Genomic DNA, 22473 nt, shown 5'->3' with positions numbered 1-22473 from the left:
CCCTGCCATCCTTTGGCATCAACATGAGACAGCCAACCTTCATGGCCATGGGTGCCACCCTCCGTGTCGCTCCCGCGTAGGCCGGCGGGACGTGAATCTTCTAGTGCTTGGTTTCTGCCGTCGCGCCGCTGTTCCATGCGCCAGCTTATGGTCGATATGACCGTCAGCCGATCGTGGTGTTCGCCCGAACGCTCACCGTCGCAGCGCTTGTCGGTGGACTGGCACGCTCGGTCTCATGCGGGTGATCGTGGGTAGGAAATGGTCGAATGAGTAGCCTGTTATCACGTCTATTCGTGCTGGTGGCTGCGGCCATGCTGCCGGCCATCGCGATACAGGCGTACAATGAAATCGACCTGCGTCGCACGCGCCAAGTCGAAGCGCGGGACGAAGCACTCGGCCGTGCCAAGCTCGCCGCCGCTGAGCAGCAGCAGATCGTCCAGGGAGTTCATCAGGCCCTGATTGCGCTCTCGGAGCATCCGGCGATCAAGGCGAAGGACGCCGACGGATGCAACGTCTATCTGTCCAGAATCAAGGAACGCTATCCGGGGTTCATCAGCTTTGACGTGGTCGACATCAATGGCAGCCGCATCTGCGACACAAGCAGCGATCATAAGCCAACGACCGCTGCCGGGCGGGCCTACTTCGCCCACGTCCTGAAAACCGGCGAATTCACAGTCGGAGAGTTCGCGATCAGTCGAGTGACCGGCAGCAAGGCCCTCCATTTTGCGCTGCCATTCTACGACGACGAGGGCCACATGGGTGGCGTCGTTATCGCCGCTCTCAGCCTCGATTGGCTCGCTGACTACATCGCAAAAATGGGCGTTCCGGAGGGAGCCGCGCTCGCCATCACGGACCGCAACGGCATCGTTCTCGCTCGCTATCCTGGTAACGCTCTGTTCGTCGGCAAGAAGTCGCCCGCCCGCAGAGACCCGATACTCGACAATGGGACCGTGGCGGAGATGGCTGGCATTGACGGCGTGCGAAGGATCGTCGGCTTCGCCGCTGCGGGGCAAGATCTTCTTGTCAGCTACGGCCTCGGCAGGGCGCAGACTTTCGCCAAGATGGAACGTCGCACGCAGCGCGACGTGTTGTTCATCGCTCTGAGCACCCTGATTGTCTTGGTCCTGACGGTGTGGGGCGGCCAACGGTTCATCCAACGCCCGTTTGCGCAATTGGTTGACGCCGCGAACCGGTGGCGGCTCGGCGACTTTGCCCGGCGTATGGACATCCGGGACAACTCGGAAATTGCGCGGGTCGCCGGCGCGTTCAACGCCATGGCCGATGCGCTGAAGCACCGCGAGCACGAATTGTTCGAAGCGAAGGAGAAGGCCGAGGAAGCGAGGGAGAAGGCCGAGGAAGCCGCGGCTCAAATTACGATGATCTTCGAGAGCACGACCGACAGCGTCCTCATTATCGATCAGAACTGGCGCATCAGCTACCTCAACGGACAGGCTTGGTCGCAAATCGCCGAAGGACGCGATCTCATCGGAATCAACCTGTCGGACGTCTTTCCCCAAGTCGCCGAAATGGATGATCTCTTGAGCCAACTCCGGGAGGCGATGTCGGAGCAACGCCCGGTCTTTGCAGAAGCGTTCTGCACCCTCAAAAATATCTGGTACGCGATCAGTGCGTTCCCCTCGAGCCAAGGTCTCGCGGTGTTCGTCAGAGACATCACCGATCACAAGCTTGCCCTGGAGGAGCGCCGCCTGATCGAGGAGCAGTTCCATCAGAGCCAGAAGATGGAGTCCGTCGGCCAGCTCACCGGTGGCGTCGCGCACGACTTCAACAACCTGCTCACGGTGATCGCCGCGAACCTCGAACTCATCCAGGTTAACGACGATATTGGCAAAGCCCGACACTCCGCCGCGGCTGCACTGCGTGCCGTCGATCGGGGAGCAAAGGTGACGGCGCAGCTCCTCGCCTTCTCACGACGGCAGGTATTGAACCCAAGACCAGTCAACGCCAACCAGCTTGTCTGTGAGTTCCAGGGGCTCGTTCGCCACGCCGTCGGGGAAGCATGCCAAGTCAAGCTGCAGACTGATGAAGGCCTGTGGCTGTGCCATGTCGACCCGGCGCTGCTGGAGACCGCACTCCTCAACCTGGCCGTAAACGCGCGTGACGCCATGCCGGATGGCGGCGTGCTCGAGATCGAGATGAGGAACATCGTCGTTGATGCAGGGGCGGTGGCGGGGTGCCTGCCCGGATCGTACGTCAGGCTGTCCGTCAGAGACACTGGTTGTGGAATGCCCCCCGAAGTGCGGGATCGGGTGTTTGAGCCCTTCTTCACAACAAAGGAAGTTGGCAAAGGTACCGGGCTCGGCCTCAGCATGGTCTACGGCTTTGTCCGTCAGTCCGGGGGGCACATTGCCATCGAAACCGCACCTGGAAAGGGGACCACCGTCGCTCTCTACTTACCCAGAGCCACGCAAAAGCCTGACGCCGAGATGGAAGACATCCAGCCCGAAGCGATACCGGCAGGCTCGGAGCGAATCCTGGTTGTCGAGGACAATTTCGATCTTCTGGACCTCACCTCGGCGATGCTGACCAAGTCGGGCTATCAGGTTCGCTGCGCTCGAAACGGCGCGGAAGCACTTCAGCTGCTCAGCGGCGAAGAATTTGACCTCCTGTTAAGTGACATCGTGATGCCAAACGGGATTAACGGCATTGAGCTTGCCCGCGAAGCGCGGCGATTGAACAGGCGCATCAATGTCCTGCTCGCCTGCGGCTATGCGGGAGACGTGTTGGAACGACATCAGGCGGTGGGCGAATTTCCGATTATCGACAAACCGTTCCGCATGTCAGAATTGGCGGCGCGTCTGCGGTCAATGCTGCACGAAGGTTGAGATGATCTCCTGCCGTTGCTTCCTTGCGGCGCGTGGCGCCATTGACGAGGGTTATCGGGACGCCGGGCGAAGCTAACCTATACTTCCTTCACATTTGACGTAGATCCCGGTGAAAAAACTCCAAACCGCGGACGGGCAGCAATCGAACGAGCCTTGGTCCGCTTCGGGTCACGAGCCGTAATGCTCGCGGCGAGCAAATCACGTCAGCTCTGCCTGCGAAACGAGACCTGAGCGAGACATGCCAAATCCGTCGCGATGCCCAAAAGTCGACATTCTGGTCGATGATCAACGTCTCCCGCTGCGCGCAAGGCTTCTTCACCCAATTGCGGCCACGGCCCGAGATATAAGGGCTATCGGCGACCTTCGAGACCACGCCCTCATAGCCAGCCTTGCAGGCGTGACCGAACATCGCACGGCCGTCGACCTCGAAGCTCTCGCTGAATTGGACATCGGTGCCGGCGATGAGTCTCCTTAACTCGGCCGTGCGCGTGGAGAGCGGCAGCTTCCGCAAATCGTGACCGTCGAGATAGAGCAGGTCGAAGGCGACCAGGATGATCTTCTTTGATCGGCCCTTGAGCTCGTTTTGCAGCACCGAGAAATCCGTAGTGCCGTCTTTGGCCGGCGCGACCACCTCGCCATCGATGATCGCGCTGGCGGCGGAGATGTGCCAGGCGTCGGCGGTGATCTAACGGAAGCGGTGGGTCCAGTCATGGCCTCGCCGCGTGAAGATCTTGACGGCCTCATTGGCGATGTGGGTTTGGACGCGGTAGCCGTCGAACTTGATCTCGTGGATCCACCTGGCGCCGGTCGGCACCCGTTCGACGTCGATCGCTAGTGCCGGCTCGATGAAGCCGGAGTAGGCAGCCTTGACGCCGATCGGCACCGGTTTCTTACGCTGAAACGCCACGCCAAGGAATCCCGACGCTATGTGCTGATCAAATTGGCACAAAAGAAATCGTTCCGACCCTGCAACCTGTCGCACCCATCCGAATTTTCTTGTACGCTAGGCTGTGGAATGTCTGCCGCCATGGCCTGGAAATCGCGCCTCCGCTTAACACAGTTAGGTGGACGGCTGCTCGAGAGCGGGTCATGCTATTTTTTCCCGAGGGAGACGTAGATGGCTTTTCCGATCGAGGCTGATCCCAAAAAGGACCCTCAAGTTGTGATTATCGTGGTTGATCGGCTGGAACAGGAGAGGGCTCAGCTGCTTGCTCTTCGAAAAAAGGTGTCCGACGCGGCACACACGTGCCAGTCCCTGGGCGCCGGCCGAACGCTGGGTGGAGTTCCGTCCCACTCAAACCAAGGAAGTGAGCCATGAAGGACCTCCCAGGAAAGTGGCGCCGACTCCGCGCCGATGCAAAGCATTTTGCCCTCTTGAAAGCATTTTGCCCTCTTGAATGTGTCGGCGACAGATCCAAGTCAACGCGAGCTATTCAAGCGTTTAGGTGATGAGCTTGCCATCGGCGCCTTACCAGCCACTACACGCCGTAGCCGAGGGCAAGGATCGGAAGGCCTGCGCCGGCGATTGGCCCCGGGGCTCCGTTGGTGTGCCCGTGTCCGTGTGCCCGGTTTTGACGAACTGGGCTGTTTGGAGCTCTGGCAGAGGTCGCCAGCATTGCGCACAAAAGCCAGCAGCCCTAAGGCTGGGTCACCAACCCTCGGCGCCGCGCTGAGAAACAACACGGCGTCCGCACGCATCAGCGACGCCGACGGGGGGTACCTTGAAAAAGCCCAGTCACGCCCGATGGCTGCTGACGATTTGAACTACTCCTCGGGACTCCATAGGTCCGCTTCCATTTCTGCAACGATGTCTTGCAAGAGACGGATTGCGAGCGGGTCGGTGACCTCGCGTTCCATCATGCGATAGCGCATCAGCCGCTCTTCAAGTTCCCGCTGTTGCTCGTCGTCGGTCATTGCGCACTCCTTGCGTGAGCAAGACGCGCGAGGAGACTGATGGTTGCCGGAACTTGAAAAATTCTCGGCAGAATTTGGGCGGTTCACAGTCCATTCAGGCCAAAGCCCGTACTCATCTCCGCGGGAAGCGTCAACGAGGAGGTGTAACATGTCGAACGCTCGCGAGGGCTTCGATGCGATCGATATCGTTGTCGATTGGATCGACGCCTGTAAGCAGGGTCGGTTGGATGATTTGCTAGATCTCTATGATGAGGCGGCTACGGTCGAGTGCTGCGAGGGTGGGCGCTTTCAAGGCCGAGCCGCGATGAAATGGTACTGGGGTCAAAGGCTCGCGGCATCCGCAGCCGATGCTTTCGGGATCGACGCATTGATGCCGGAGGGGGACGGCCTCTCGCTCGACTATCGCGGATATGACGGCAAGCGCGTGCGGACGCATTTCCGGTTTACCGATGCCGGAAAAATCCGGCTCACGGCCTGCGTGCCGATCATAGAGGCTGTCTAGTGCGTCGCTATCGGGGCCGGCGTGTCAGAATGGCCGTCCAGGACGGTATTCGGCTTTCACGGCTGCGCCGTGGCAGAGGGCGCTCTGACGGAGGGGCCGTAACGGGGCTCTACATCCAGGCACTGGAAAGCGGCCCCTGCCTCGGAGAGAGGAGCAAGGGCCGCTTTCTCCTACAGGCGTTCCAACAGACGCAGAGGGCGAACGGCCGCCCGGCCCGATCGTTCCAAGTTAGGAGTTGCTGTGGAACGAATGGCCTTGTCACGCGTCATGAGCGTGCTGGGAAAAGCGCGGACATTGGATCGTGAGAGGCAAGTATACTCGCGAAGCGGCAGCGACGCTGCTCCGCTTTGCAAAATCGACTTCCGACCGCAACCTGGCGGCCGCATTGGTGGAGAAGGCCGCCGACCTCAACGAGCGGGTCGAGGACTTGGCTCTTTTCAGCAAGGACGAGAGCGGCGCTGCTGCGCGCGAGCAGAAGCAGTAGCCGTGGCGGCTGGACGGGAAGCCAAGCGCCCGTAGTTCTCCGACCGTGTACAAGGTTCCTATACTGTGGTTTCCTTGCTCGCCGGCATGGACTTGGGCGGTGAGAATTGGCCATTTATCGACTGTTGCTAAACTCCGGGGTGAAGCCGGAGGAGATCAGCCGCATCACAGCGGCTTACGAGCGCGCATTGCATACCCTGTGCGTCAAGGATCGCGACGACCCTCTAACGGAAATGATCGCAAAGAAGGTCATCAAGATCGCGCAATCCGGCATCAAGGACCCCGCCCAAATTTCGGCTCTGGCCATCAAAGAACTCGAAATGCGATAGGCCGGCGCCGCTCGCATCTCCCGTGTTTGGAACCGAAACCTTTCTAACCCATGTGCATTTCATGACGGGGCTTCGCGAGATGCGAGGCAGCATGAACCCTCTCTCAGCGGGCGATGTGTTCCTGACCGTCGCCACCATGTCGACGACGTTTCTGCTCGAGGTCGGCTTCTTCATCCTGATCGGAATGTTCTGAAAAGAGCGCGCAGGTGGACAGCGGGGGCCGGTGCAAGAAATTAGTCCTCAGGGAACTTGATGGTTGAGACCGGCCATTTCCCGTCGTGGCCTTTGATCGAAATCCGAAGGCCGTGCAACTCATCCAGCCAAACGTTCTCGACCGTACCTGCCTTTCCGTTAGTAAGGACGACGGCGATGCCGATCAGTTCGGATTGTGCCTCACCGAACTCACTCAAAATTTTTGACGCACGAAGCTTGGCCGATGACACTGCTCGCCCCTGTTCCGCCGAGCCGTCTGTGCTGCCCCATCGCAGCTTACCGGCGCGGCTTGTCCCAATGCTCGGCCGCTGGGATGATCGATGGTGACTGCTCTTCCAATGCGCGGAGCCGGTTGATTTGCGTTGGAACGTTCGCCGGTAAATCCGGCTCTGGTTTCAGCAACGCACGCAATCTCTCGCCGATCTCTCGAACAATGGCGCGGCCGTGTTTGTGGTCTATGTCAATGCGGTTGGACATCACGAAGCCTCGTGCGGGTAAGAATGCCGCCCACCACAGACCCACGCCCACGCCACCCGTAGCTCCTCCCAACTTGCCGAGCACCCCTGGCAAATGGACCCGGAGACCGCCGCTTTTGGCTATCTGCGCGAGCGCTTGTTCCGACAACAGCGGGTCTTGCGACCTTTGGCTATCCGCGACATGCGCCGTGTAGTTTTAACGGCGAGCGGCGGTCTCATGGCTTCTGAAATCGTGGCGGGAGCTTTCGTTCCCAATCTCTTGCCATTATGGCTGGGAAAATTTCTCGGAGCGCAGGAGCCGCTGTCGCTTCGGCGCAGCGTCGCGGCCCGCGACCGATTCACGCCCGCGATCGTCCAGGGTCTTGCCTAGTGGGTGGCGGAACAAAACCACAAGAGTTTCCTTGTCTTGTTTCGGAGGTTAAAAATGAGAACCTCTGCATTGGTTGTTTTCGCTTTGATGGTCATTTCCCTGTCGCCCGGTACAGCTATGTCTCAGGGCTTCGAAATCGGTCCTGGCGGAGTGCGTGTCTACGGGCAATGTGAGGAGCTAAGACGGTCGTGTGAGAGGGGCGAAGGCGGCTGCCGGCGATATCGGGAAACCTGTCAAAGGGGCGCTCGTCGTGGCGATGTGTGTGCAGAACTGAGAGCCGCATGCCTGAATAAGGAACGCCTGGGCGAGGAAGGCATGGGCAATTGCCGAAGGTACCGCGAGACCTGCCGTTGAACTCTGGGGAAGGGCCGCACCCCGAGATCAATCGCCGATCTGCTCGTACGCGAACGGAAGCGTCCGTGAGGTAGATAGCTTCTTGTTGGTATGGCGAGCTAGGCAGCCTGGTGTGGCGGCAGCTCCAACGCGGCCCGTCGCCCGACCTCGGTCAGGCCGCTGAGCGTTCGATCGCCGCCTTCCGCGCATTCGATAATCCTGCTCGCAATGTGACCGCGAGCCTCATGATTATTGCTGCCTTGCGGCAGCGCCTGACAAGCCCTTTCGAGCGCGACTTGCATGTGGGCAAAGGTCCGGCTGTCAAACCTATCTGCAATCAACATAATCGGGACCTCCTGGGCCGGCTGAAAAGGTGGAATCCTCGGCCTCCATCAAAAGCTTTTCGAGCCTTCCGTCATGTCTTCATCGTTGTTGATCCCCGCCCATCGGGCTTGAACACGGCGATGCGCCGGTCGAGCAACCAGAGTTCCAAGCCATTCTCATTCAGCAGGGACTTCGCGCGCTCTCTCGCTGTCTCATCGTCTGGACATTCCAGATCGAGCCGGTTCGCGACGTGGCCGGTCTCATCCAAGAGATAGGCGCGATAGGTCGCCATTGGTGCAATCCCCTCGAGCCAGGGAACTTAGTACATTTTCGGCGGCAACAAAGAACCAGAGTTGCGGCAATGCACCTAGCTGGTGCGGCGCGAAAGCTGGAGACCACCGAATATTTGTCCGCTTGCCTCCACCTACTTTTTTGACTGCCGGTTTTCCAACGGAAGTCAGATCACGCCCACAATGATGAAAAGTCCGATTTCAACCAGTAAGACCGCCCCTGTCATGGCGGAGACAAGAAACAGGTCACCCGGTGATAGGAACCGCATGTCTCACCTCACCATTTCGAAGAAACGGCCCCTACATCAAGGGGGCAGGATGCTGGAGCCGTTTCTCCGAGATCCTTGACGCGTTCATCCGGCGCCAAGTGCTCCAATCTTAATCCAAAGTTAAATAGCGTCCACATTTAATTTGTTTAATTTACGTGTATATATTTACCCCAGAATTTAATATAGCAAATATTCAGACGATGGGGATTTACGGATTTCTCCTCCGTTCTCGGGTGAGATCGGACACGGCTGGTGCACGTCGCTCGCCTCATTTTCACTGATTAGCAACCATAGGAAATGATCCGAAAATTTTAGCGAAACAATTCAGCCGCCTCCACGTCGGTTTGCCGGAGGGCATCGATCATGACAGAGCGCCAGTTGAGAGACCGAGAAGTCGAGATCGTGCGCTATCGCCTGTTGGAGCGGGAAGTCACAGATCCGCTTGCCACGTGTCTGCTTCACGCCATTATCGAACAACTCGAAGCTGATCTACAAAGGGATCGGGACATCGGTCAGAGACCTTGTGAGTGTAGGCCGCTCTGATAGAGGTCAACCGACAAGCTGCCGGCAACCCATCACAATGTTGATCTCGCGCTCCAGTATCTTGGATACGATGATCGAAATGTGCGGCCCGAAGCGATCTATCCGCCGCATCACGATCTTGAGCACGTCGTCCGGCAACGGGCCGCTTGCAATGTCTTCGCCTCATCCCACGGCGCCCACATCCAGACTGTCACGCATGGCTCTTTAGGGTGTATCGGCTCGACGACCTACGGAGCGGTCGAAGCAAACGGCGGCCTAGTCCTCAAGTGCAAGCACCAAGCCAACCCCGCTAGTTTTACTTGAGACCGCTCAGTTTCCGCATGTAGTAGCCTTGCCTCTGAACGGCCCGCCAAATCTCTTCGCTGACACTGGCGACGCGTTTCCTACGCCTGCGCCACCTGCCTGATGCACCGCCAGGAGGGATTGGAAATCCCCTGCGAACGACGAGCAAATCGCGCCTGCCGTTTAGATAGACATCGAACATCGCGGTTCTCCCCAGCCAACGCCAGCATATCGCCGCAGATCAGAAAGGAGCGTTGCGCGAATACAACAGCAATGCAGTTTTTTCCGCTGCTACCACTTGCCGGGTCGCCGACCCCAGGAGGATGGATTGCGAATGCGGTAGGCTAGCACCAATTGACTTGGCGACCACAGGTGAGTGACTGCAAATGTCCCTGCTTTTCCATCGTGCCGTCGAGCACATGGAAATATGGAGCGCCAGCAGCGACGGCTATTCATTCGTGATCAGCTTCGAAAGTCTTACCGGCCCTGGCTTTCGCGGAAGGCCCGGCTATGTCGCGTCATGGCGTCCGTTTGAACAGAGCCGTGGCGCGATCAGGGTCGTTGGCTCGCCCTTCAAAACTTTTGCCGAGGCCGAGGCCGCCTGCACAACTATGCTAAGTTATCTAGCCAGCGAAAATTGACGCGCAGCCCATTCGGCTCTGGCACATACGTATCCGTTCGGTGAAGGCCGCCTTGCGGAATGAGGCGTGTTGTTGAGAACTGTCCTTATGGACAGTGATAGGCGCAGTGCCCAAGTCGAACGGCTTGAGGTGGTGGACACGGGCCGGCGGCGGCGCTGGCCCGAGGATGAGAAGCTCAAGATCGTCCTGGAGAGCTTACAGGCGCCGCGCCAAGTCGCGGCAACAGCGCGGCGATATGGCGTTTCGCGCTCATTGCTGCTGCGATGGCGACGCTCGTTTCAGCCATACCGGCGATGGTGGTCGCGGAATCAGGGCCGACGCCCTGTCCAGTCGCGCCGGCGAGCAGCGGCGGGTGGATCGAGATCGAGTTTGCTGCCGGGGCTCGGATGCGGATCATGGGTACGGTCGACGCGGCGACGCTGAAGGCCGCCGCGGCGGCGCTGGCAGATGGACGCCCACGGTGATCCCCATCGCGTCGGGCGTGCGGGTGTGGATTGCGACCGGCCACACCGATATGCGGCGCGGCATGAACTCGCTGGGCTTGCTGGTGCAGGAAGCCTTCAGGCGAGTAGGGCGCCCCGGTTGGTTCCTCATTTGGAACCAGCGACCAATACCCGTGCTGGGACGTTGATGGGCATCACCGCACGGCTCTTGGTATCTATGGGAGAACGCTCGATAACCGTCGCGCTCCCGCCCACTCAGGCATAGGGAGTAGCGCTATGCTTAAGCGGCATCACTTCAAGGTGACTCAAACACTCGAAAATCGTCTGATCGAAGAGGCCAAGTGCCTACGCGAGGAAGCTAAAGCGCTCCCACCTGGCCATGAGCGGGACCAAAAGTTGCGGAAAGCGCGTCACGATGAAACCGCCGCTCACGAGGAGGACACTGACCGCGAGACCGTGCTGCGTCACCTGATGGAGGGCCAGTACCGCAACCCCATCCGGATCCAGCGAAGGCTGGCGCAGGACGCCGCGGAGGAGATCGCCGCCGAGCTGCGCCAGCGCTGCCCGGAACGGGGCGAAATTCCGGAGCAATTGGCGGCGTTCATCGGGCGCTATGGCGAGCCGTCCGCGATCCGCTGGCGCTGCCGATGCGGCTGTAGCCTTCAAATCCGGTGCGGTGTTTGCGTTTGTGATACGCTGAACCGCCACAGCGCCGAACGGCCTTTGCCTTCACGCGCGACCATGCCGGCTTTTTCCAACCGCCACAGACTTATGAGAAGCGAAGAGACTTTGCCGGGCAGCGTTTCGTGAACGGACACGTCATGGCCGAGTTTCAGCATTTCCCGGACCATGGCTTCTGCTGTCATCGGCCCGTGCTCGGCAAGGATTTTGCGTACCACTATCAGCCGCGTGCTGCTCAATTCATCCCCGTGAAAGTAGTCGTAACGCGCTATCGCCAGAACATCCCAAGCGCGACCATCAACGCAACACTTTAGCGCAATGAAAACAAACGCTGCCGCTTGCTCATTTGTTTCGACTGCCCCGCCGCAGACCAAAAGAAAGCCCCCAGAAGAGGGGGCTAGTCATTCGGGTTTAAGAGCAGCTGACAGAGAAACGGCACTTTTCTCCACCAGCACTGGTAGGGTGCCATGCCGACCTGGGGGATCAATTACTTAGATTAAGAAAGCCACCACGGTGACCTGGATGTCAGGCGCGGATTGTGCCGTTGGGCCTTACGGCATCGGCCTTGGCGGCCACCTATCCCGCAATTCGGCATGGAGGGCATCGGCATGGGCGCGGGGAATAGGCGCTGATGCGAGCGGGCGGCTCGTCCCAAAGGCGGGCCTCTCTCTTTTGACCGTGGGCCGTGGGGCTGGTGATCGGTGTTGTGACGGGAGTGCCCCGACGCCAACCATGCAGGATCAACGCCGGGGCGTGCCGTCTTTCGGCCGACCACTGGGGCTGGGGGCTGTAGGTGATCGGCGAGAGCCAGCGCCGCACGATAAGCACGCCGACGCCGCAAGGGCAGCGCAGTTTGTGCCGCCGTCCCGGCGTTTTTAGGTTATACCCCGATATGATCTCATTTCGCCGCGCGAACAGCGGGCTGCGCGCTATCGCCAAAACACAGCAAACGCGACCATCATTGCCGCCGCCACACAGCGAGTCCGACAATGTAGGGCATGTCGCGTTCCTCGCGCGGCGTCATCATCATGTCCCGTCGTTCACTTAATCCGAACCAGCGCTTGCGCATCCGTTTCCGTCGATAGGCGAGAGCGCTGCCCCGACGCGACTTTCGTGGGGGAGCACGCCGGGGCTGCGCTTCCTCTTCGGCCGACCATTGGTCTGGAGGAATCGAGATGATCGGCCAGGAGGTTGCACGCCGAGCCAAGCGCCGCGTGGGCGGGAAGTCTGTGCACTTCTGCACACAGATGGCGCAGAAATTCGTGAGATCAATAATGTCGGTTAGGATCGGACGACGGTGGGGCTGGTGATCGCCCCCGCGGGGGGCTCTTAACCCAGGTTGTTGATCGCGCCGGTCGGCATGGCACGCTTGCGCGCCGGTTGGAGAAGTCCCGTTTCTCCCCCAGCGTTTCAGAGCAGTAACTTCGACAGCCTCCGAAGGGAATCCCTTCGGGGGCTCTCTTTTGATCGGCTTAAATCAGTTGAATTGCTCCCGCCATCGACGTAGCACCATGCCTTCCCTCCGGAAATAGCTACTGCAGACCTCGCTCCAAGGATGTATATTTCACAGCTCACAATTCGGGCTGGGGATGTGTCATGCTGGACACTGACCGTTTATTCACCGCGTTCGTTCTCACGCGGGCGCTCTCACGACAGTCATGACAGCGTTTGCTCTTCTCGCGTTTTGAGCGAAGTCTTGGCGATCAGACCCACGTCTCCACGACCTGCGGCTCGTCGTCGGCCGAGTGCGACCTGCAGTGCAGGCCTGCAGCTTCGAACGCGTAGCGCAAGATTTTCAACCTGCGGTCCGACCGTACGCAGCATCACGGTGGTGGGCTGCGGCACCTCGCTGCCGCTAGCTTCGAACAGGCGTGACGTAGCAGCGGGGGAATTCCATCTGCTTCGATCACCCTAGACTTGCTCGCAATGACTCACTCCAGGCAGGGCCGAGCGCGGCATATTCGATAACGTCGGGCGGGGGCGGCGTCGCAGCGTATCGTCGAAAGAAGGCAGCGAGGCTAATGCTTTACGGGCGGGGTCTCATCGAGGACCTTGCTCACGTCCGGTTCGTCGATGCCCTCATCGTCAGGCCGGTTGCACTTCGCATGGCATCCCCGCGCTGCACTGACAGCCGAGCTCTTCACTCCAGGCGAGTTTCGGATGGTTCTCGCAGACCCAACCGAGGCCCAAGCAGATCGGACACTTAGGATTCGTCACGCGTTCCCCATCGATAATGGCTTGACCGGGGATGCCAAGGGCACCGGCGATGACCGAGAAGCGTTTGGTCCAGTCCAGGCGGTTCGAGTGTAGGCCTTCGCCTTTCCCTTATTCAGATGGAGCTGGATCCGTCGTAGATATCGCCTCTGGGAATCCCGGCCTTGAATGGAATAGCAAGCGAGATTTGCCCCTGCACTGCCGCTCGTCAGGAACTTCCGGCGGTCCATCATAGATCCTCCCGCAGGCCTTTAAAGAATGGGTGCCGCACCTTGCCCGCGGCCGACTTGGCGCGGTACTCGATTTCGGCCAGCAGCGTCGGCTCAACCCAGATGCCCTTGTGCGCGATCCGCTTGGTGTAGGGTCGCGTCTTCCGGATCAGCGGCGTCAGGCGCTTCCGCAAGTCGGCCGCGGATGCCTTATCGAAGCCGTGGTCGACCTTGCCGGCGTAGATCAGCTCGGCGCCCTTACGCCGGCCGAGATAGATGCCGTCCCATTTTCCTTCGTCCAGGGCGAAGCCGGCGATCGTCAGCGTCTCCCGCTGCGCGCACGGCTTCTTCAACCAATTGCGGCCGCGGCCTGAAACGTAGGGGCTGTCGGCGATCTTCGACACGACGCCTTCGTAGCCGGCCTTGCAGGCGTGTGCGAACATCGCGCGGCCGTCGACGTCGAAGCTCTCGCTGAACTGGACGTCGGTGCCGGCGATCAGGTTTTTCAGGGCAGCCTTGCGCGTGGAAAGCGACAGCTTCCGCAGGTCGTGGCCGTTGAGGTAGAGCAGGTCGAACGCGACCAGCACGATTTTCTTCGACCGGCCCTTAAGCTCGCTCTGCAGCACCGAGAAATCCGTGGTGCCATCTTCGGCCGGCGCGACCACTTCGCCGTCGACGATCGCGCTGCCGGCGGAGATGTGCCAAGCGTCGTCGGCGATCCTGCGGAAGCGGTGGGTCCAGTCATGGCCGCGACGGGTGAATACCTTGATCGTCTCATTGGCTAGGTGGACCTGGACGCGGTAGCCGTCGAACTTGATCTCATGAATCCATCTGGCGCCGCTTGGCACGCGCTCGATCTCGGTGGCCAGCGCCGGCTCGATGAAGCCCGGGTAGGGAGCCTTGGCGCCGATCGCTGCCGACTTCTTACGCTGAGACGCCACTCCACAACTCCAAGGGCGAAGGCTAAATCAAATGAGGTCGTCTCGATTGGTTCCGGAGCGCCGCCCCTTTGCCGGGAACTAGGGACGTGCATCCCGCGTTGCGCCGATACAGTAAGGGAGGCCAGAATGGCGAAAAAGGCAAAGAAACAGACAGCGGGGTCGCAAGCAGGATCGCGCGCGTGTCGCCGGCGGGCAGCGGCACGAAGTCAGTTATGAATCCAAGAAGACCGGCCGATCAGCCACGAGCGTGAAGAAGGCGGTCAAGAAGGTCGGCAACAGCAGGAAGCGCGTGGAGAAGCGGCTCGCGCGGAAGAGATAGAAACCGCTTGGCTTATAGTGCATTACAAGAGCGGCCAAACGGTGCCAATTTGAGTGGCCCAGCCAACCGGTGGCCTCAGCTTCCACTTTGCCGAGGCCCTTCTCACTACACCTCGGGATTTACTATTTCAGGTTATCTGCCGCCGGATTGCTTACCGGTAAGGTTGTCAGTGCCCGGGCCGACGTTCGCCTTCATCACGTATCTCCTTATCCAGTGATGCGGCCTAAAACCAATTGATGTAAGTGGTTCCTACTTCTCGCGCTCCGGCGCTGTCTCATCAGGTTTAGGCCAGGCTGGGAGAGCTGAGGATGGCGAAGTCGTCTAAACTCGTCGCAGCAAAGCGGGGCAGAGTTCTGCTGGTGAGGCGGCGACGTGATGGTTTGTGGATGTTTCCAGGCGGCCGTAAGCGGACGAGAGAGACCGAAAGGGAGTGTCTGCGACGAGAGCTCAGGGAGGGGCTTCCAGATATCAAGGTCGGCAGAGTGCGTCTTTGGAAAGAACTGAAGGCCAAGAATAAGCGGTCCGGCCGCAAAATGAGCGACGTCATCTTTGTCGCCAAAAACGCGAAGGGGAAGCTGACGATCGGTGATAAAAAGGAAATCGATCGGGTAGCCTGGCACAAGCCGGGAGCCGTCCGTTTGACGCCGACGTCGCGCTACATTCGCGACCGGCTCTTTCCAGATAAAGATTGAACAAGCTGGCAGGCACGTCTTGCGCTTTGGTTCTTCGATCGCTAGTAGGACTTTTCTGTGGCCGACAGAACAGCTGGCGAACGTGAGCGGCCGAGTGGCAGCTGGCCTTGAACCTCAGCTTTTACTTTGAGGCGACATCCCTCAATGGAGCCGCTGGCGCAGCTTCTCGATGATCTCGCGCAGGTCGCGCGCATACTCCTCGAGGATACGTAGCGCCTCCTCTAAGGGTGACGACTTGGGCTTCGACGACGCCTGTCGATCTGGTTCCTCGGACCTCGTCATAAGTTTAATGCTTGGTCGAGGATCGAGCGCGACCGTTGATTTAGATCAAGGCCAGCCGCCTCACCCCAACCGGGTAGGCGCCACTATGCTGATGTTTCCTGACACCAAAACACGGTGCGGGCCAAACCGCAGGCCGGTGTCAGGCTGCCAGCTTGTCTTCTTTGTCCGGCCCTCTCAGGACGATCTTGAGCGCATGATCCGGCAACGGACGCTGCAGCGCTTTAGCTTCATCCCACGGTGCGCGGAGCCAGACGTCGCGTTCCTCGTCGGTCGTCAGGACCATGGGCATCGCCTTGGGGTGGATCGGCGCGACGATCGCATTCGGCTCGGTGGTGAGGAAGCCATAGACGAGATGAAGACCGGGGACCGGTTTCGACTTGGTGCCCCGGTCACCCTTGAACTCGGTCCAGATCCCGGCAAATGCCGTAAGCGGCCGGTCCTCGTTCAGCGCGAACCAGACCACGTCCTTTTTTTTCGTGGCCGGATTTGGCTCCGGCGCGTATTCAGCGAAACTGTTGAAGGGGACCAGGCACCGGTTCTCCGGCTTCAGCAGCCGCGCCAGTGCGGCGAGCTGGTCCTGCGGATATTCGTCACGGGCGGACCGGGTTTGCTCGGCGGAGGCGGCATGCCCCAGCGCATCAACACCATTTCGCGGCCGTCGGCACCGTTGCGCACACGGGGGCCGGATAATCAGGAAACACCCCGGGCATCGGCGGCAGGTTGCCGACGTAGCGGTTGATGACTCGGAACAGCGCGCGGATCGCTTCCTGGTTGGAGGTGATGCTGTAGAGGTTGCACATTACGAACTTGCTGCGCTGATCATGGTGATGGGCGGTAGTGCCATCAGCGCATACCCGAAAATAGAAGCATCCCACTATCCCAAGCTGGCCAAGGAACGGCATCCCGACATACGTCCCAAATTCCCATACAAACCGCCCCGGTTCAGCAGCGTAATCGAGCGAGTAGCCGTTGCGGACGAGCCATGCGGCGAGATCGACACCATCTACTGCGCAGGTTGCCCCTTGTCCATCGGGGTAGGAGTTGACTTATCAAGACACGAGCCACGTCCTATCCATAGAGGTTTCGCGAATTTGCCCAATCGATAGATTTTTCGACAAGCTTCGGAAAGTCGCTGAGCACTTTGGCTGAAAATGCCTCAATTATTGAAAGCGCGCGGTCATCCGCTGCACGTCTCTCAAATGCCGAATGAGAAAGAGCGTGCTGCCAGACTTGGGGTCGATACCGCACCAAAGAACTCAGGAGAAATGCGCCGCAAAACTGTAGGGCAAACTCCGACAGGTTAACTCCGTTCAGTGGTTGGATAGCGGTGGGATGATCATTGGTGATGCCCCCAGCCAAAGCAGGCAATATCGACGAAAAAGGAATGCGTACCTGACTCGGATATGGCGCTGCACTAAAACCACTTTCGGTTTCAATGAGGAATTTATCGGAAAACTCACCGTTAGAGGGCTTATCAACGTTATGGGAAAGTAGGACCGTGTTGTCCCATGCATGACCGGCTTCGCAAAGACACCATTGCCGCAGAAACGGAAATTTCTGACGCCATTTGTCTATGACCAACCGCAGGTCATTCCTGTCGGCTATCAAATGGGGATCGTCAATTCGCAGCTCGACATCATTACCTCTATGATAGAAGCTTATCGACCAACAGGCTGCATCTTCGGAAAACGTCCGTTGATAAAGCCTCTGCAAGCTTGGAATTCTGCCGAGGATGTCTTTGAAAGAGCAAGTGGTACCACCCAATGCAGCGGCGGAGTCGAAGGGCTTTGGCTCTGAGCGCGGCATAGAATTATCGAAATAATTCAGCCGACCTAAAGAGGCGACTACGTCATTGAACTGCGCGAACAAACCCTTTTGGTGGAATTTTAGTGTCAAGTCTTCAATTTTTGAAGTGGGTTGCGCTACGTCAGACAACCCATGAGATTGTGCGATCGTTGATATTGATTGGATGTTGCGCGCAAGGACGATTGCTTTGGCAAAGCCAACCATGCCGTAATAGATCTGCAATGGCTGTACTTGGAGCGGAGCGGAAGATGCTATTTCGAAAAACAATCTGCCTTGCTGCAAGCAAGCGGCGATATCTCGAGCGACTTCAGTTGATGGGGTCTTTCCAGTTGATTTCTTAATGATTGTTTTGAGATTTGTGGTGCTTTCAAGGAATCTGATGTCGTTCCAATCTTGCATCTAGCCCGCCTTGTCTTCTTTGTCCGCGCCCTGGCATCGCGATCTTGAGCACATCATTCGGCGGGGATCACCAAAGAACTCACCGCGATGTTTTCCGTTCAAACGCTCTGAGGATGGCCGCGCCTCCCTGCGTCCCAGGACCAAGCGAAGCGCCACGAGCCAGCTTTGGATCGTAGTTCGCAAGTTTATGGTCGTCTATTCCGATTGATTTGATCCCCCTTGATACGATGACGGTGATTTCCCCCATTTGAGCACGCGGCACTAGGCTTTGCACAAATTCCTTCGCCTTCCGCACCGATGGCAGGCTTGACCTAAGGGAGGCTGCTTTGAACGTCCGTGAATGGTACGGAAAGATTTCTATCGCAGCTAATCGCTGCGATAGCGAGCGCAGCGCGGCAGCGTAGTCATTCCCGCAATGGTCGCTTGCAATCTGCTGGATGACTTTCCGTAGCTTCCGTTCCCACCACTGGAAGCCTCCCGTCCAGGCGTAGTCAGGATTTAGGGACAGAAAAGGATACTTCTACCTCAGCAAAGTTCTGCCTGATGATTAAACGGACCTGCTCGGCGTGCTCTGCATCTTCCTCGGTCTGGTAATCGCTGAGGCCGAGACCGGGATTGAGCATGATGATGAAAATATCCGCCCTCAATAGATTGCCCTGATAGGGCACAGGCAGGAGTCCTAAGTGAAGCGAGCCATCGTTTTCGTCACCAAAGGTGGGGTGCTCAACGAATGCGCGATGACTTCGAAGGGTAATCTTGCTTATGTTCGTAGCCGCATCAATGAATGATCGGTCATCGTCGTGAACGTATGGAGGCTGGCTCAGATCACAATTCTTCCAAAATTCGACAAGTTCGATCATTTCCCCGCAGCCTGAATGTTCGGACGTTACAAAACTGGTGAATAGCTCTGCGCCGCTGCTGATCTTCCTTGTCCGCCCCCGCGCAAGACAATCCGCAGCGTATCATGCGGCATTGGCCTTCACCCTGTCTGAAGGCGCGCGCATCCAGGGCGGTATTAGTCTTAGCACCTGCTCAAAGCTCCCGACTACATCGTCTTGGTACGCCAACGCGATTTGTCCTCCTCAACGTGATGCAGTTCGCCGTTTATAGGCCTCAATCATTTCAGCCGTCACGTCGCTTGGATAACAGAGCGGAGCCGCTCCGCCAGGTCGCGAGTACGCTGTCGTTGACGGCCGATATCAAGCCGGAAGCGCTCATGGTGGTCGGCGGTGGCGATCGCGGGTACTTCTTCTCGACCGGGTCAATCACCTTCATCGGCAGCCTATGCCACAATCGTTACGACAACGACGTGTCCCGCATCCTCGCAAATGTCGTCCGCCGGTTTCGGAAATGCCCACGAAATCCAAGCAAGAGCGGGATGGGGAACGCCAGCTGCACCACGAAATCAATTCGCACGTTTTCTGTACCGCCCGAAGAGTTCGTCCTCGTGCGCTCTCTTCGGATGGAAGGTCGTTCGGGTGACCATCCACCTTAAGCTGAAAAGAACCTCAGCCCGCCATGCCTTGTTCCTAGCAGTCAGCCGCTCAGCCTCAGTGATGGCGGCAACAACACGGGCGAAAAAGCTTTTCACCGGCATCCGAGGCATCAGTCATACCGACGAATAGCATAAGTCAATCACCAGCCAGAGTTCACTTTGGAACCCAAGAGCCCGGAGATCGTTGTTCCGCATCACCGGCCGAGGCTCTGCCCGTAGGCGTCGGTGGCTGAGAGACCGTCGCGCTCCCGCCTGCACAGCGAGGGAGCGCTTCATGGATCAACGCACGCCGTCCCGTTTTCCACTCGAACAGTATTTCCGACAAACAATCGAGCAGACGCGCGAACTGTTGCACCGGTCACGTGAACTGCTCCGGCAGCCGATGCCTGACATGTTCCTCGGCCGGAAGACACAAGAGCCATTCCCTCGGCGGGATGACGCGTGAGGCCATCCCAGTCTCGGCCGTTTCAGCGCCTCGACGCGTGTCGCCTACTGGCCCGATGGCGAAGTCTTCAGAGAGCGCTCAGTGGTCTGCTCTCCAGGGCGGACCGAACGTCGCAAGCAATCCGCTTGGACGGCGCTTTTGACCCATAGCGGATATCCTTGCGGACTATAATTTTACTATTTGGACCGGCCGATCTCGCTCGTCGTTCCACCAACCAGCGAACTCCAACACCTCCTCCACCGACTCATTCGAGTGCGAGGTGGTGGTAACAAAGCGCGTGTCATCCGACGCGTCGCCCACCACGAGTTCGTCGATGATATCCTCTATCCGCGCCGCGCCTTCTCCGACGACTGCAATAAGAGCAACTTTATCGCGAAGGCACGGCTCGACGAAGGCGCTCAATAGGTCTTCGTTCGATAGTGGCAGGTGAAGAATGACCCTCGACGCATAGCTCATGATTGGTGCCCATGTCCGCTGCCCTCGCACGGCACTTGGCGAATGGGCGCTGAAGCGACCGGACCAGGTGCAACGCGGACGTCATTGTAGGCCGAGGTGGTTTGCTTGGCTCGATTGCGTTTGCGTTTCATGCCCCGTGATTTAGTCCCACGGCCACCAAGCTTCATTGATCTACGTTAGTCTATGCTGCTGGCTAGTCCCAAAGGCGAGGTCGAGTAGCGCTGTAAGGGCTCAACGAAACGGCCTCAGCCTGTCACCGCTGGGGCCGCCAACCACACGACTGGTTTTCCTCCGGCCGGGGGGCTGAGGGTGCAGTCGCAACCGGGACCGGAGGCGCAGAATCGACCATCGTCGATCAATTTTGTTCCTTGCTCAGCCGAAAAGATTGGAGAGTGGCGCAGCGGTAGCGCAGGGCACCGTTAATGCCGTGGTCGCAGGTTCGAATCCTCCTCTTCAGCCAAATAACGCGGAACGGCGGGCTTATCGTGGCAGTCGATGAGCGGATGGTTTCAGCCATTGGCTCAGTTGCGCTCCAGTCTCGGCTTGCCGTGCTCTGCGAATAAGTCGTTCGCGTTCGATACCCGGGTGAGTGCCTTGGGCCTGTTTGCGCAGGCGTGCTGCTTCTTCAGCTAGCCGTTCTTCGAGTGGTCCTGATTGTTGGAGACGACGCCGCTCTTGCATGCGCTGCTCCCTATTTTGAGTGGGGGCGGGAGCGCAACCGGCGTTCTCATCACCGATAGATGCCAAGGTCAGTGCGATGATGCAACGACAATAGAGGAAATCAGACTTCGTTCCTAATCGAATGATGCCGGTTTTCCCCGCTGTTCTGTCACATCATCGTCGCGGAAGAGCGCCGGCCGCTAACATGGGTTAGGCGGTCAAGCGCGCAACCATTCAGCCGGCTTAGCTCAATAGGTAGAGCGCCCGCATTTCCTGGCTCTTCAGCCAAGACAAGTAGCGATCGGAGACGCATCGATGGCGGATGTCGGTTTCATTGATTTAGATCAATGGTGCCCGTGTGGTTTCTCCGACCAGAGGGTATGAAGCCGCCGCCAGAGGATCATCGCTCCGGTCAGGAAGCGCCAAAGCCCGAGCCTTCGCGCTTGGAGGAGGCGCGCCGAGCCGTCCAAGAATACGCGGGCAATCTGCGGGAAATCATCAAGAAGCTCCGGAGTCGTCTCGAGCACTAAGGCTGCCGCAGCGCACAGCGATCCTCCTTATCCAGATGCACCCACTTGTAGGGCGCTGCCCCATGAGTCTAATCGCGCACCCTTGCTCTCGTGTTATGATTTCTGCCATGCTTTGCCTACGCGGAGTGCGGACGGTGAGGCAATCCAAGCAATACCGGAAACAAGCAAAGAGCGCAGAGCGCATCGCGCTCGCACTCGCCGATGCTGAAATCTCAGAAACCTTCCTCAATCTGGCGAAGGCGTACCGCAGTCAGGCCGACGTGCTCAAAGCTAAGGAAAAGCTGAAAACCAAACAAAAACCGGGCAAAAAGCAACCCGGAAGTAAGTAACTCTTCGCATCTCATCTCGGTCTATTTTGGAACGTGATTTGGCTTGATCTCGTCGCTTCTCAGGGGGTTGCCAGCGGATTCCATGTTGCCTAATCTTCCCGCCGTCTGCGGGAGCGACTCATGAAAGACATGCAAGCGCACTTGGAGAAGCTTCGGAATGAAGCGGCAGAGTGCGATTTAATCAGCAAGCTCGCGACCAACGCGACCAAGAAAGCGCTATTCGCCAAGCTCGCCGAACATCACCGAGCATTGGTGAAGGAAGTGGAGCAAGCCATCGCGGCTTCCTCGATAAACCTCAACGATTGAATCTGATGTCGCTGTCGGTGAGCGGCGACAAGGAACTATGGTGAACAGTCACAGGCCGCGACGGTGAGCGGACAAAAGGGACGGCACCATGACTTGGCTCGATTGCGCTTGTGGACCGAACCCTTGACCTTAAGGTTGAACTCTAAAATGCAACAGCGCCGCCTGACGGAGTATATTCGTCACGGGGCGCTGCGCTAAATACTGGGCCCTGAAAACCCCCAGTGCATTTCTGTCTCCGGATGCCGAAAAAGGTTCAAGTTCCCGGAGAAAATTGTACTGTCCGCGCCTAAAGCGGAATGAAGTTAGCTTGAATCGATTTGGGATTCGCAAATCAGGCGGTTTCTGATTCCCCATGCTGGCTGGGCTGGAGGCCGGCATGGATGGGCAAGCCTTACTCTTTGGATGTGAGGAAGCGGGTCGTTGCGGCGGTTGTGAGTGGAGGGCTGTCGTGCCA

Annotated in this window: 21 protein-coding genes, 1 tRNA gene and 4 pseudogenes; 16 read left to right on the top strand and 10 right to left on the bottom strand. The window is 58.6% G+C overall.

Annotation, left to right across the window (positions count from 1 at the left end; genetic code table 11):
- Window positions 1–266 precede the first annotated feature (266 nt).
- Window positions 267–2843, top strand: coding sequence for an ATP-binding protein (locus tag ACZIRK_RS16435; RefSeq protein ID WP_130231313.1), 2577 nt, complete (start codon window positions 267–269; stop codon window positions 2841–2843).
- 280 nt (window positions 2844–3123) lie between these two features.
- On the opposite strand, the pseudogene ACZIRK_RS16430 reads toward ACZIRK_RS16435, so the two are convergent.
- A pseudogene (locus tag ACZIRK_RS16430) lies at window positions 3124–3750 on the bottom strand (ATP-dependent DNA ligase); the annotation flags it as partial.
- 857 nt (window positions 3751–4607) lie between these two features.
- Complete coding sequence (locus tag ACZIRK_RS16425; protein ID WP_165435632.1) at window positions 4608–4757, bottom strand: hypothetical protein; 150 nt, start codon at window positions 4755–4757, stop codon at window positions 4608–4610.
- A 148-nt stretch (window positions 4758–4905) separates the two neighbouring features.
- On the opposite strand from ACZIRK_RS16425, the gene ACZIRK_RS16420 reads away from it, so the two are divergent.
- The 3 genes from ACZIRK_RS16420 (at window position 4906) to ACZIRK_RS16410 (ending at window position 6071) form a co-directional block, all read left to right on the top strand.
- Window positions 4906–5259 (top strand): nuclear transport factor 2 family protein, encoded by a 354-nt coding sequence (locus tag ACZIRK_RS16420; protein WP_463327741.1) that lies wholly within the window; start codon window positions 4906–4908, stop codon window positions 5257–5259.
- A 301-nt stretch (window positions 5260–5560) separates the two neighbouring features.
- Window positions 5561–5743, top strand: a complete 183-nt coding sequence (locus tag ACZIRK_RS16415) for a hypothetical protein (RefSeq protein ID WP_245475048.1) — start codon at window positions 5561–5563, stop codon at window positions 5741–5743.
- Between the two features lie 139 nt (window positions 5744–5882).
- Complete coding sequence (locus tag ACZIRK_RS16410; RefSeq protein ID WP_245475047.1) at window positions 5883–6071, top strand: hypothetical protein; 189 nt, start codon at window positions 5883–5885, stop codon at window positions 6069–6071.
- A 233-nt stretch (window positions 6072–6304) separates the two neighbouring features.
- Here the strand turns inward: ACZIRK_RS16410 and ACZIRK_RS16405 are convergent, their stop codons facing one another.
- Window positions 6305–6514 carry a PRC-barrel domain-containing protein gene (locus ACZIRK_RS16405; RefSeq protein WP_130229608.1) on the bottom strand — a complete coding sequence of 70 codons (210 nt, stop codon included), beginning with the start codon at window positions 6512–6514 and terminating at the stop codon, window positions 6305–6307.
- 46 nt (window positions 6515–6560) lie between these two features.
- Entirely contained in the window at window positions 6561–6761 is a 201-nt protein-coding gene (locus tag ACZIRK_RS16400; RefSeq protein WP_165435542.1) for a hypothetical protein, read from the bottom strand.
- 93 nt (window positions 6762–6854) lie between these two features.
- Here ACZIRK_RS16400 and ACZIRK_RS16395 point away from each other — a divergent pair, with 93 nt between their 5' ends.
- Entirely contained in the window at window positions 6855–7130 is a 276-nt protein-coding gene (locus tag ACZIRK_RS16395; RefSeq protein WP_130229607.1) for a hypothetical protein, read from the top strand.
- 748 nt (window positions 7131–7878) lie between these two features.
- Here ACZIRK_RS16395 and ACZIRK_RS16390 read toward each other — a convergent pair.
- Window positions 7879–8079: a hypothetical protein gene (locus tag ACZIRK_RS16390; protein ID WP_130229605.1), complete on the bottom strand. Its 201-nt coding sequence runs from the start codon at window positions 8077–8079 to the stop codon at window positions 7879–7881.
- A 1478-nt stretch (window positions 8080–9557) separates the two neighbouring features.
- On the opposite strand from ACZIRK_RS16390, the gene ACZIRK_RS16385 reads away from it, so the two are divergent.
- The 5 genes and pseudogenes from ACZIRK_RS16385 (at window position 9558) to ACZIRK_RS16365 (ending at window position 11250) form a co-directional block, all read left to right on the top strand.
- Window positions 9558–9812 carry a hypothetical protein gene (locus ACZIRK_RS16385; RefSeq protein WP_130229602.1) on the top strand — a complete coding sequence of 85 codons (255 nt, stop codon included), beginning with the start codon at window positions 9558–9560 and terminating at the stop codon, window positions 9810–9812.
- Window positions 9813–9899: 87 nt separating this feature from the next.
- Window positions 9900–10040: pseudogene (locus ACZIRK_RS16380) on the top strand (IS66-like element accessory protein TnpA); the annotation flags it as partial.
- 35 nt (window positions 10041–10075) lie between these two features.
- Entirely contained in the window at window positions 10076–10276 is a 201-nt protein-coding gene (locus tag ACZIRK_RS16375; protein WP_463327790.1) for a hypothetical protein, read from the top strand.
- Window positions 10277–10531: 255 nt separating this feature from the next.
- The gene (locus ACZIRK_RS16370) at window positions 10532–11065 is read left to right on the top strand and encodes a hypothetical protein (protein WP_130229601.1); all 534 of its coding nucleotides are present in this window, start codon (window positions 10532–10534) and stop codon (window positions 11063–11065) included.
- 11 nt (window positions 11066–11076) lie between these two features.
- Window positions 11077–11250 carry a hypothetical protein gene (locus ACZIRK_RS16365; RefSeq protein WP_165435541.1) on the top strand — a complete coding sequence of 58 codons (174 nt, stop codon included), beginning with the start codon at window positions 11077–11079 and terminating at the stop codon, window positions 11248–11250.
- 2129 nt (window positions 11251–13379) lie between these two features.
- Here ACZIRK_RS16365 and ligD read toward each other — a convergent pair.
- Window positions 13380–14300 carry a non-homologous end-joining DNA ligase gene (ligD, locus tag ACZIRK_RS16360; protein ID WP_130229600.1) on the bottom strand — a complete coding sequence of 307 codons (921 nt, stop codon included), beginning with the start codon at window positions 14298–14300 and terminating at the stop codon, window positions 13380–13382.
- A gap of 151 nt (window positions 14301–14451) precedes the next feature.
- On the opposite strand from ligD, the pseudogene ACZIRK_RS16355 reads away from it, so the two are divergent.
- Together ACZIRK_RS16355 and ACZIRK_RS16350 are read left to right on the top strand one after the other, a co-directional pair.
- A pseudogene (locus tag ACZIRK_RS16355) lies at window positions 14452–14619 on the top strand (DUF3606 domain-containing protein); the annotation flags it as partial.
- A gap of 308 nt (window positions 14620–14927) precedes the next feature.
- Window positions 14928–15311, top strand: a complete 384-nt coding sequence (locus ACZIRK_RS16350) for an NUDIX hydrolase (RefSeq protein ID WP_130229599.1) — start codon at window positions 14928–14930, stop codon at window positions 15309–15311.
- Window positions 15312–15732: 421 nt separating this feature from the next.
- On the opposite strand, the pseudogene ACZIRK_RS16345 reads toward ACZIRK_RS16350, so the two are convergent.
- The 3 genes and pseudogenes from ACZIRK_RS16345 to ACZIRK_RS16335 form a co-directional block, all read right to left on the bottom strand.
- Window positions 15733–16393 (bottom strand): annotated as a pseudogene (locus ACZIRK_RS16345) (SOS response-associated peptidase).
- Window positions 16394–16661: 268 nt separating this feature from the next.
- Window positions 16662–17798, bottom strand: a complete 1137-nt coding sequence (locus ACZIRK_RS16340; protein WP_130229598.1) for a YaaC family protein — start codon at window positions 17796–17798, stop codon at window positions 16662–16664.
- 491 nt (window positions 17799–18289) lie between these two features.
- Window positions 18290–18658 (bottom strand): hypothetical protein, encoded by a 369-nt coding sequence (locus ACZIRK_RS16335; protein WP_456646858.1) that lies wholly within the window; start codon window positions 18656–18658, stop codon window positions 18290–18292.
- A gap of 326 nt (window positions 18659–18984) precedes the next feature.
- Between ACZIRK_RS16335 and ACZIRK_RS16330 the strand changes: the two genes are divergently transcribed.
- Window positions 18985–19293: a hypothetical protein gene (locus ACZIRK_RS16330; protein ID WP_463327740.1), complete on the top strand. Its 309-nt coding sequence runs from the start codon at window positions 18985–18987 to the stop codon at window positions 19291–19293.
- A gap of 610 nt (window positions 19294–19903) precedes the next feature.
- Here ACZIRK_RS16330 and ACZIRK_RS16325 read toward each other — a convergent pair.
- Window positions 19904–20194 (bottom strand): hypothetical protein, encoded by a 291-nt coding sequence (locus ACZIRK_RS16325; RefSeq protein ID WP_130229595.1) that lies wholly within the window; start codon window positions 20192–20194, stop codon window positions 19904–19906.
- 386 nt (window positions 20195–20580) lie between these two features.
- On the opposite strand from ACZIRK_RS16325, the gene ACZIRK_RS16320 reads away from it, so the two are divergent.
- From ACZIRK_RS16320 to ACZIRK_RS16310, 3 genes are all read left to right on the top strand, one after another.
- Window positions 20581–20654, top strand: a tRNA-Asn gene (locus tag ACZIRK_RS16320).
- 864 nt (window positions 20655–21518) lie between these two features.
- Complete coding sequence (locus ACZIRK_RS16315; protein ID WP_130229593.1) at window positions 21519–21713, top strand: hypothetical protein; 195 nt, start codon at window positions 21519–21521, stop codon at window positions 21711–21713.
- 120 nt (window positions 21714–21833) lie between these two features.
- A complete protein-coding gene (locus ACZIRK_RS16310; protein WP_130229592.1) occupies window positions 21834–22019 on the top strand; it encodes a hypothetical protein in 186 nt (61 codons plus the stop codon).
- Window positions 22020–22473: the final 454 nt, after the last annotated feature.

This window comes from Bradyrhizobium sp. Leo114 (genome assembly GCF_055229415.2).
The sequence above is the reverse complement of the archived record's forward strand: the minus strand, read 5'-3'. Positions and strand labels throughout refer to the sequence as shown.

What these genes read in the sequence shown, in the direction of transcription:
- ACZIRK_RS16425 (WP_165435632.1), bottom strand. Translation starts at nt 4,757, where the DNA reads ATGACCGACGACGAGCAACAGCGGGAACTTGAAGAGCGGCTGATGCGC.
- ACZIRK_RS16335 (WP_456646858.1), bottom strand. Translation starts at nt 18,658, where the DNA reads ATGATCGAACTTGTCGAATTTTGGAAGAATTGTGATCTGAGCCAGCCT.
- ACZIRK_RS16310 (WP_130229592.1), top strand. Translation starts at nt 21,834, where the DNA reads ATGAAAGACATGCAAGCGCACTTGGAGAAGCTTCGGAATGAAGCGGCA.
- ACZIRK_RS16370 (WP_130229601.1), top strand. Translation starts at nt 10,532, where the DNA reads ATGCTTAAGCGGCATCACTTCAAGGTGACTCAAACACTCGAAAATCGT.
- ACZIRK_RS16400 (WP_165435542.1), bottom strand. Translation starts at nt 6,761, where the DNA reads ATGTCCAACCGCATTGACATAGACCACAAACACGGCCGCGCCATTGTT.
- ACZIRK_RS16350 (WP_130229599.1), top strand. Translation starts at nt 14,928, where the DNA reads ATGGCGAAGTCGTCTAAACTCGTCGCAGCAAAGCGGGGCAGAGTTCTG.
- ACZIRK_RS16390 (WP_130229605.1), bottom strand. Translation starts at nt 8,079, where the DNA reads ATGGCGACCTATCGCGCCTATCTCTTGGATGAGACCGGCCACGTCGCG.
- ACZIRK_RS16435 (WP_130231313.1), top strand. Translation starts at nt 267, where the DNA reads ATGAGTAGCCTGTTATCACGTCTATTCGTGCTGGTGGCTGCGGCCATG.
- ACZIRK_RS16395 (WP_130229607.1), top strand. Translation starts at nt 6,855, where the DNA reads ATGGACCCGGAGACCGCCGCTTTTGGCTATCTGCGCGAGCGCTTGTTC.
- ACZIRK_RS16420 (WP_463327741.1), top strand. Translation starts at nt 4,906, where the DNA reads ATGTCGAACGCTCGCGAGGGCTTCGATGCGATCGATATCGTTGTCGAT.
- ACZIRK_RS16340 (WP_130229598.1), bottom strand. Translation starts at nt 17,798, where the DNA reads ATGCAAGATTGGAACGACATCAGATTCCTTGAAAGCACCACAAATCTC.
- ACZIRK_RS16365 (WP_165435541.1), top strand. Translation starts at nt 11,077, where the DNA reads ATGGCCGAGTTTCAGCATTTCCCGGACCATGGCTTCTGCTGTCATCGG.
- ACZIRK_RS16385 (WP_130229602.1), top strand. Translation starts at nt 9,558, where the DNA reads ATGTCCCTGCTTTTCCATCGTGCCGTCGAGCACATGGAAATATGGAGC.
- ACZIRK_RS16375 (WP_463327790.1), top strand. Translation starts at nt 10,076, where the DNA reads ATGGCGACGCTCGTTTCAGCCATACCGGCGATGGTGGTCGCGGAATCA.
- ACZIRK_RS16325 (WP_130229595.1), bottom strand. Translation starts at nt 20,194, where the DNA reads ATGAGCTATGCGTCGAGGGTCATTCTTCACCTGCCACTATCGAACGAA.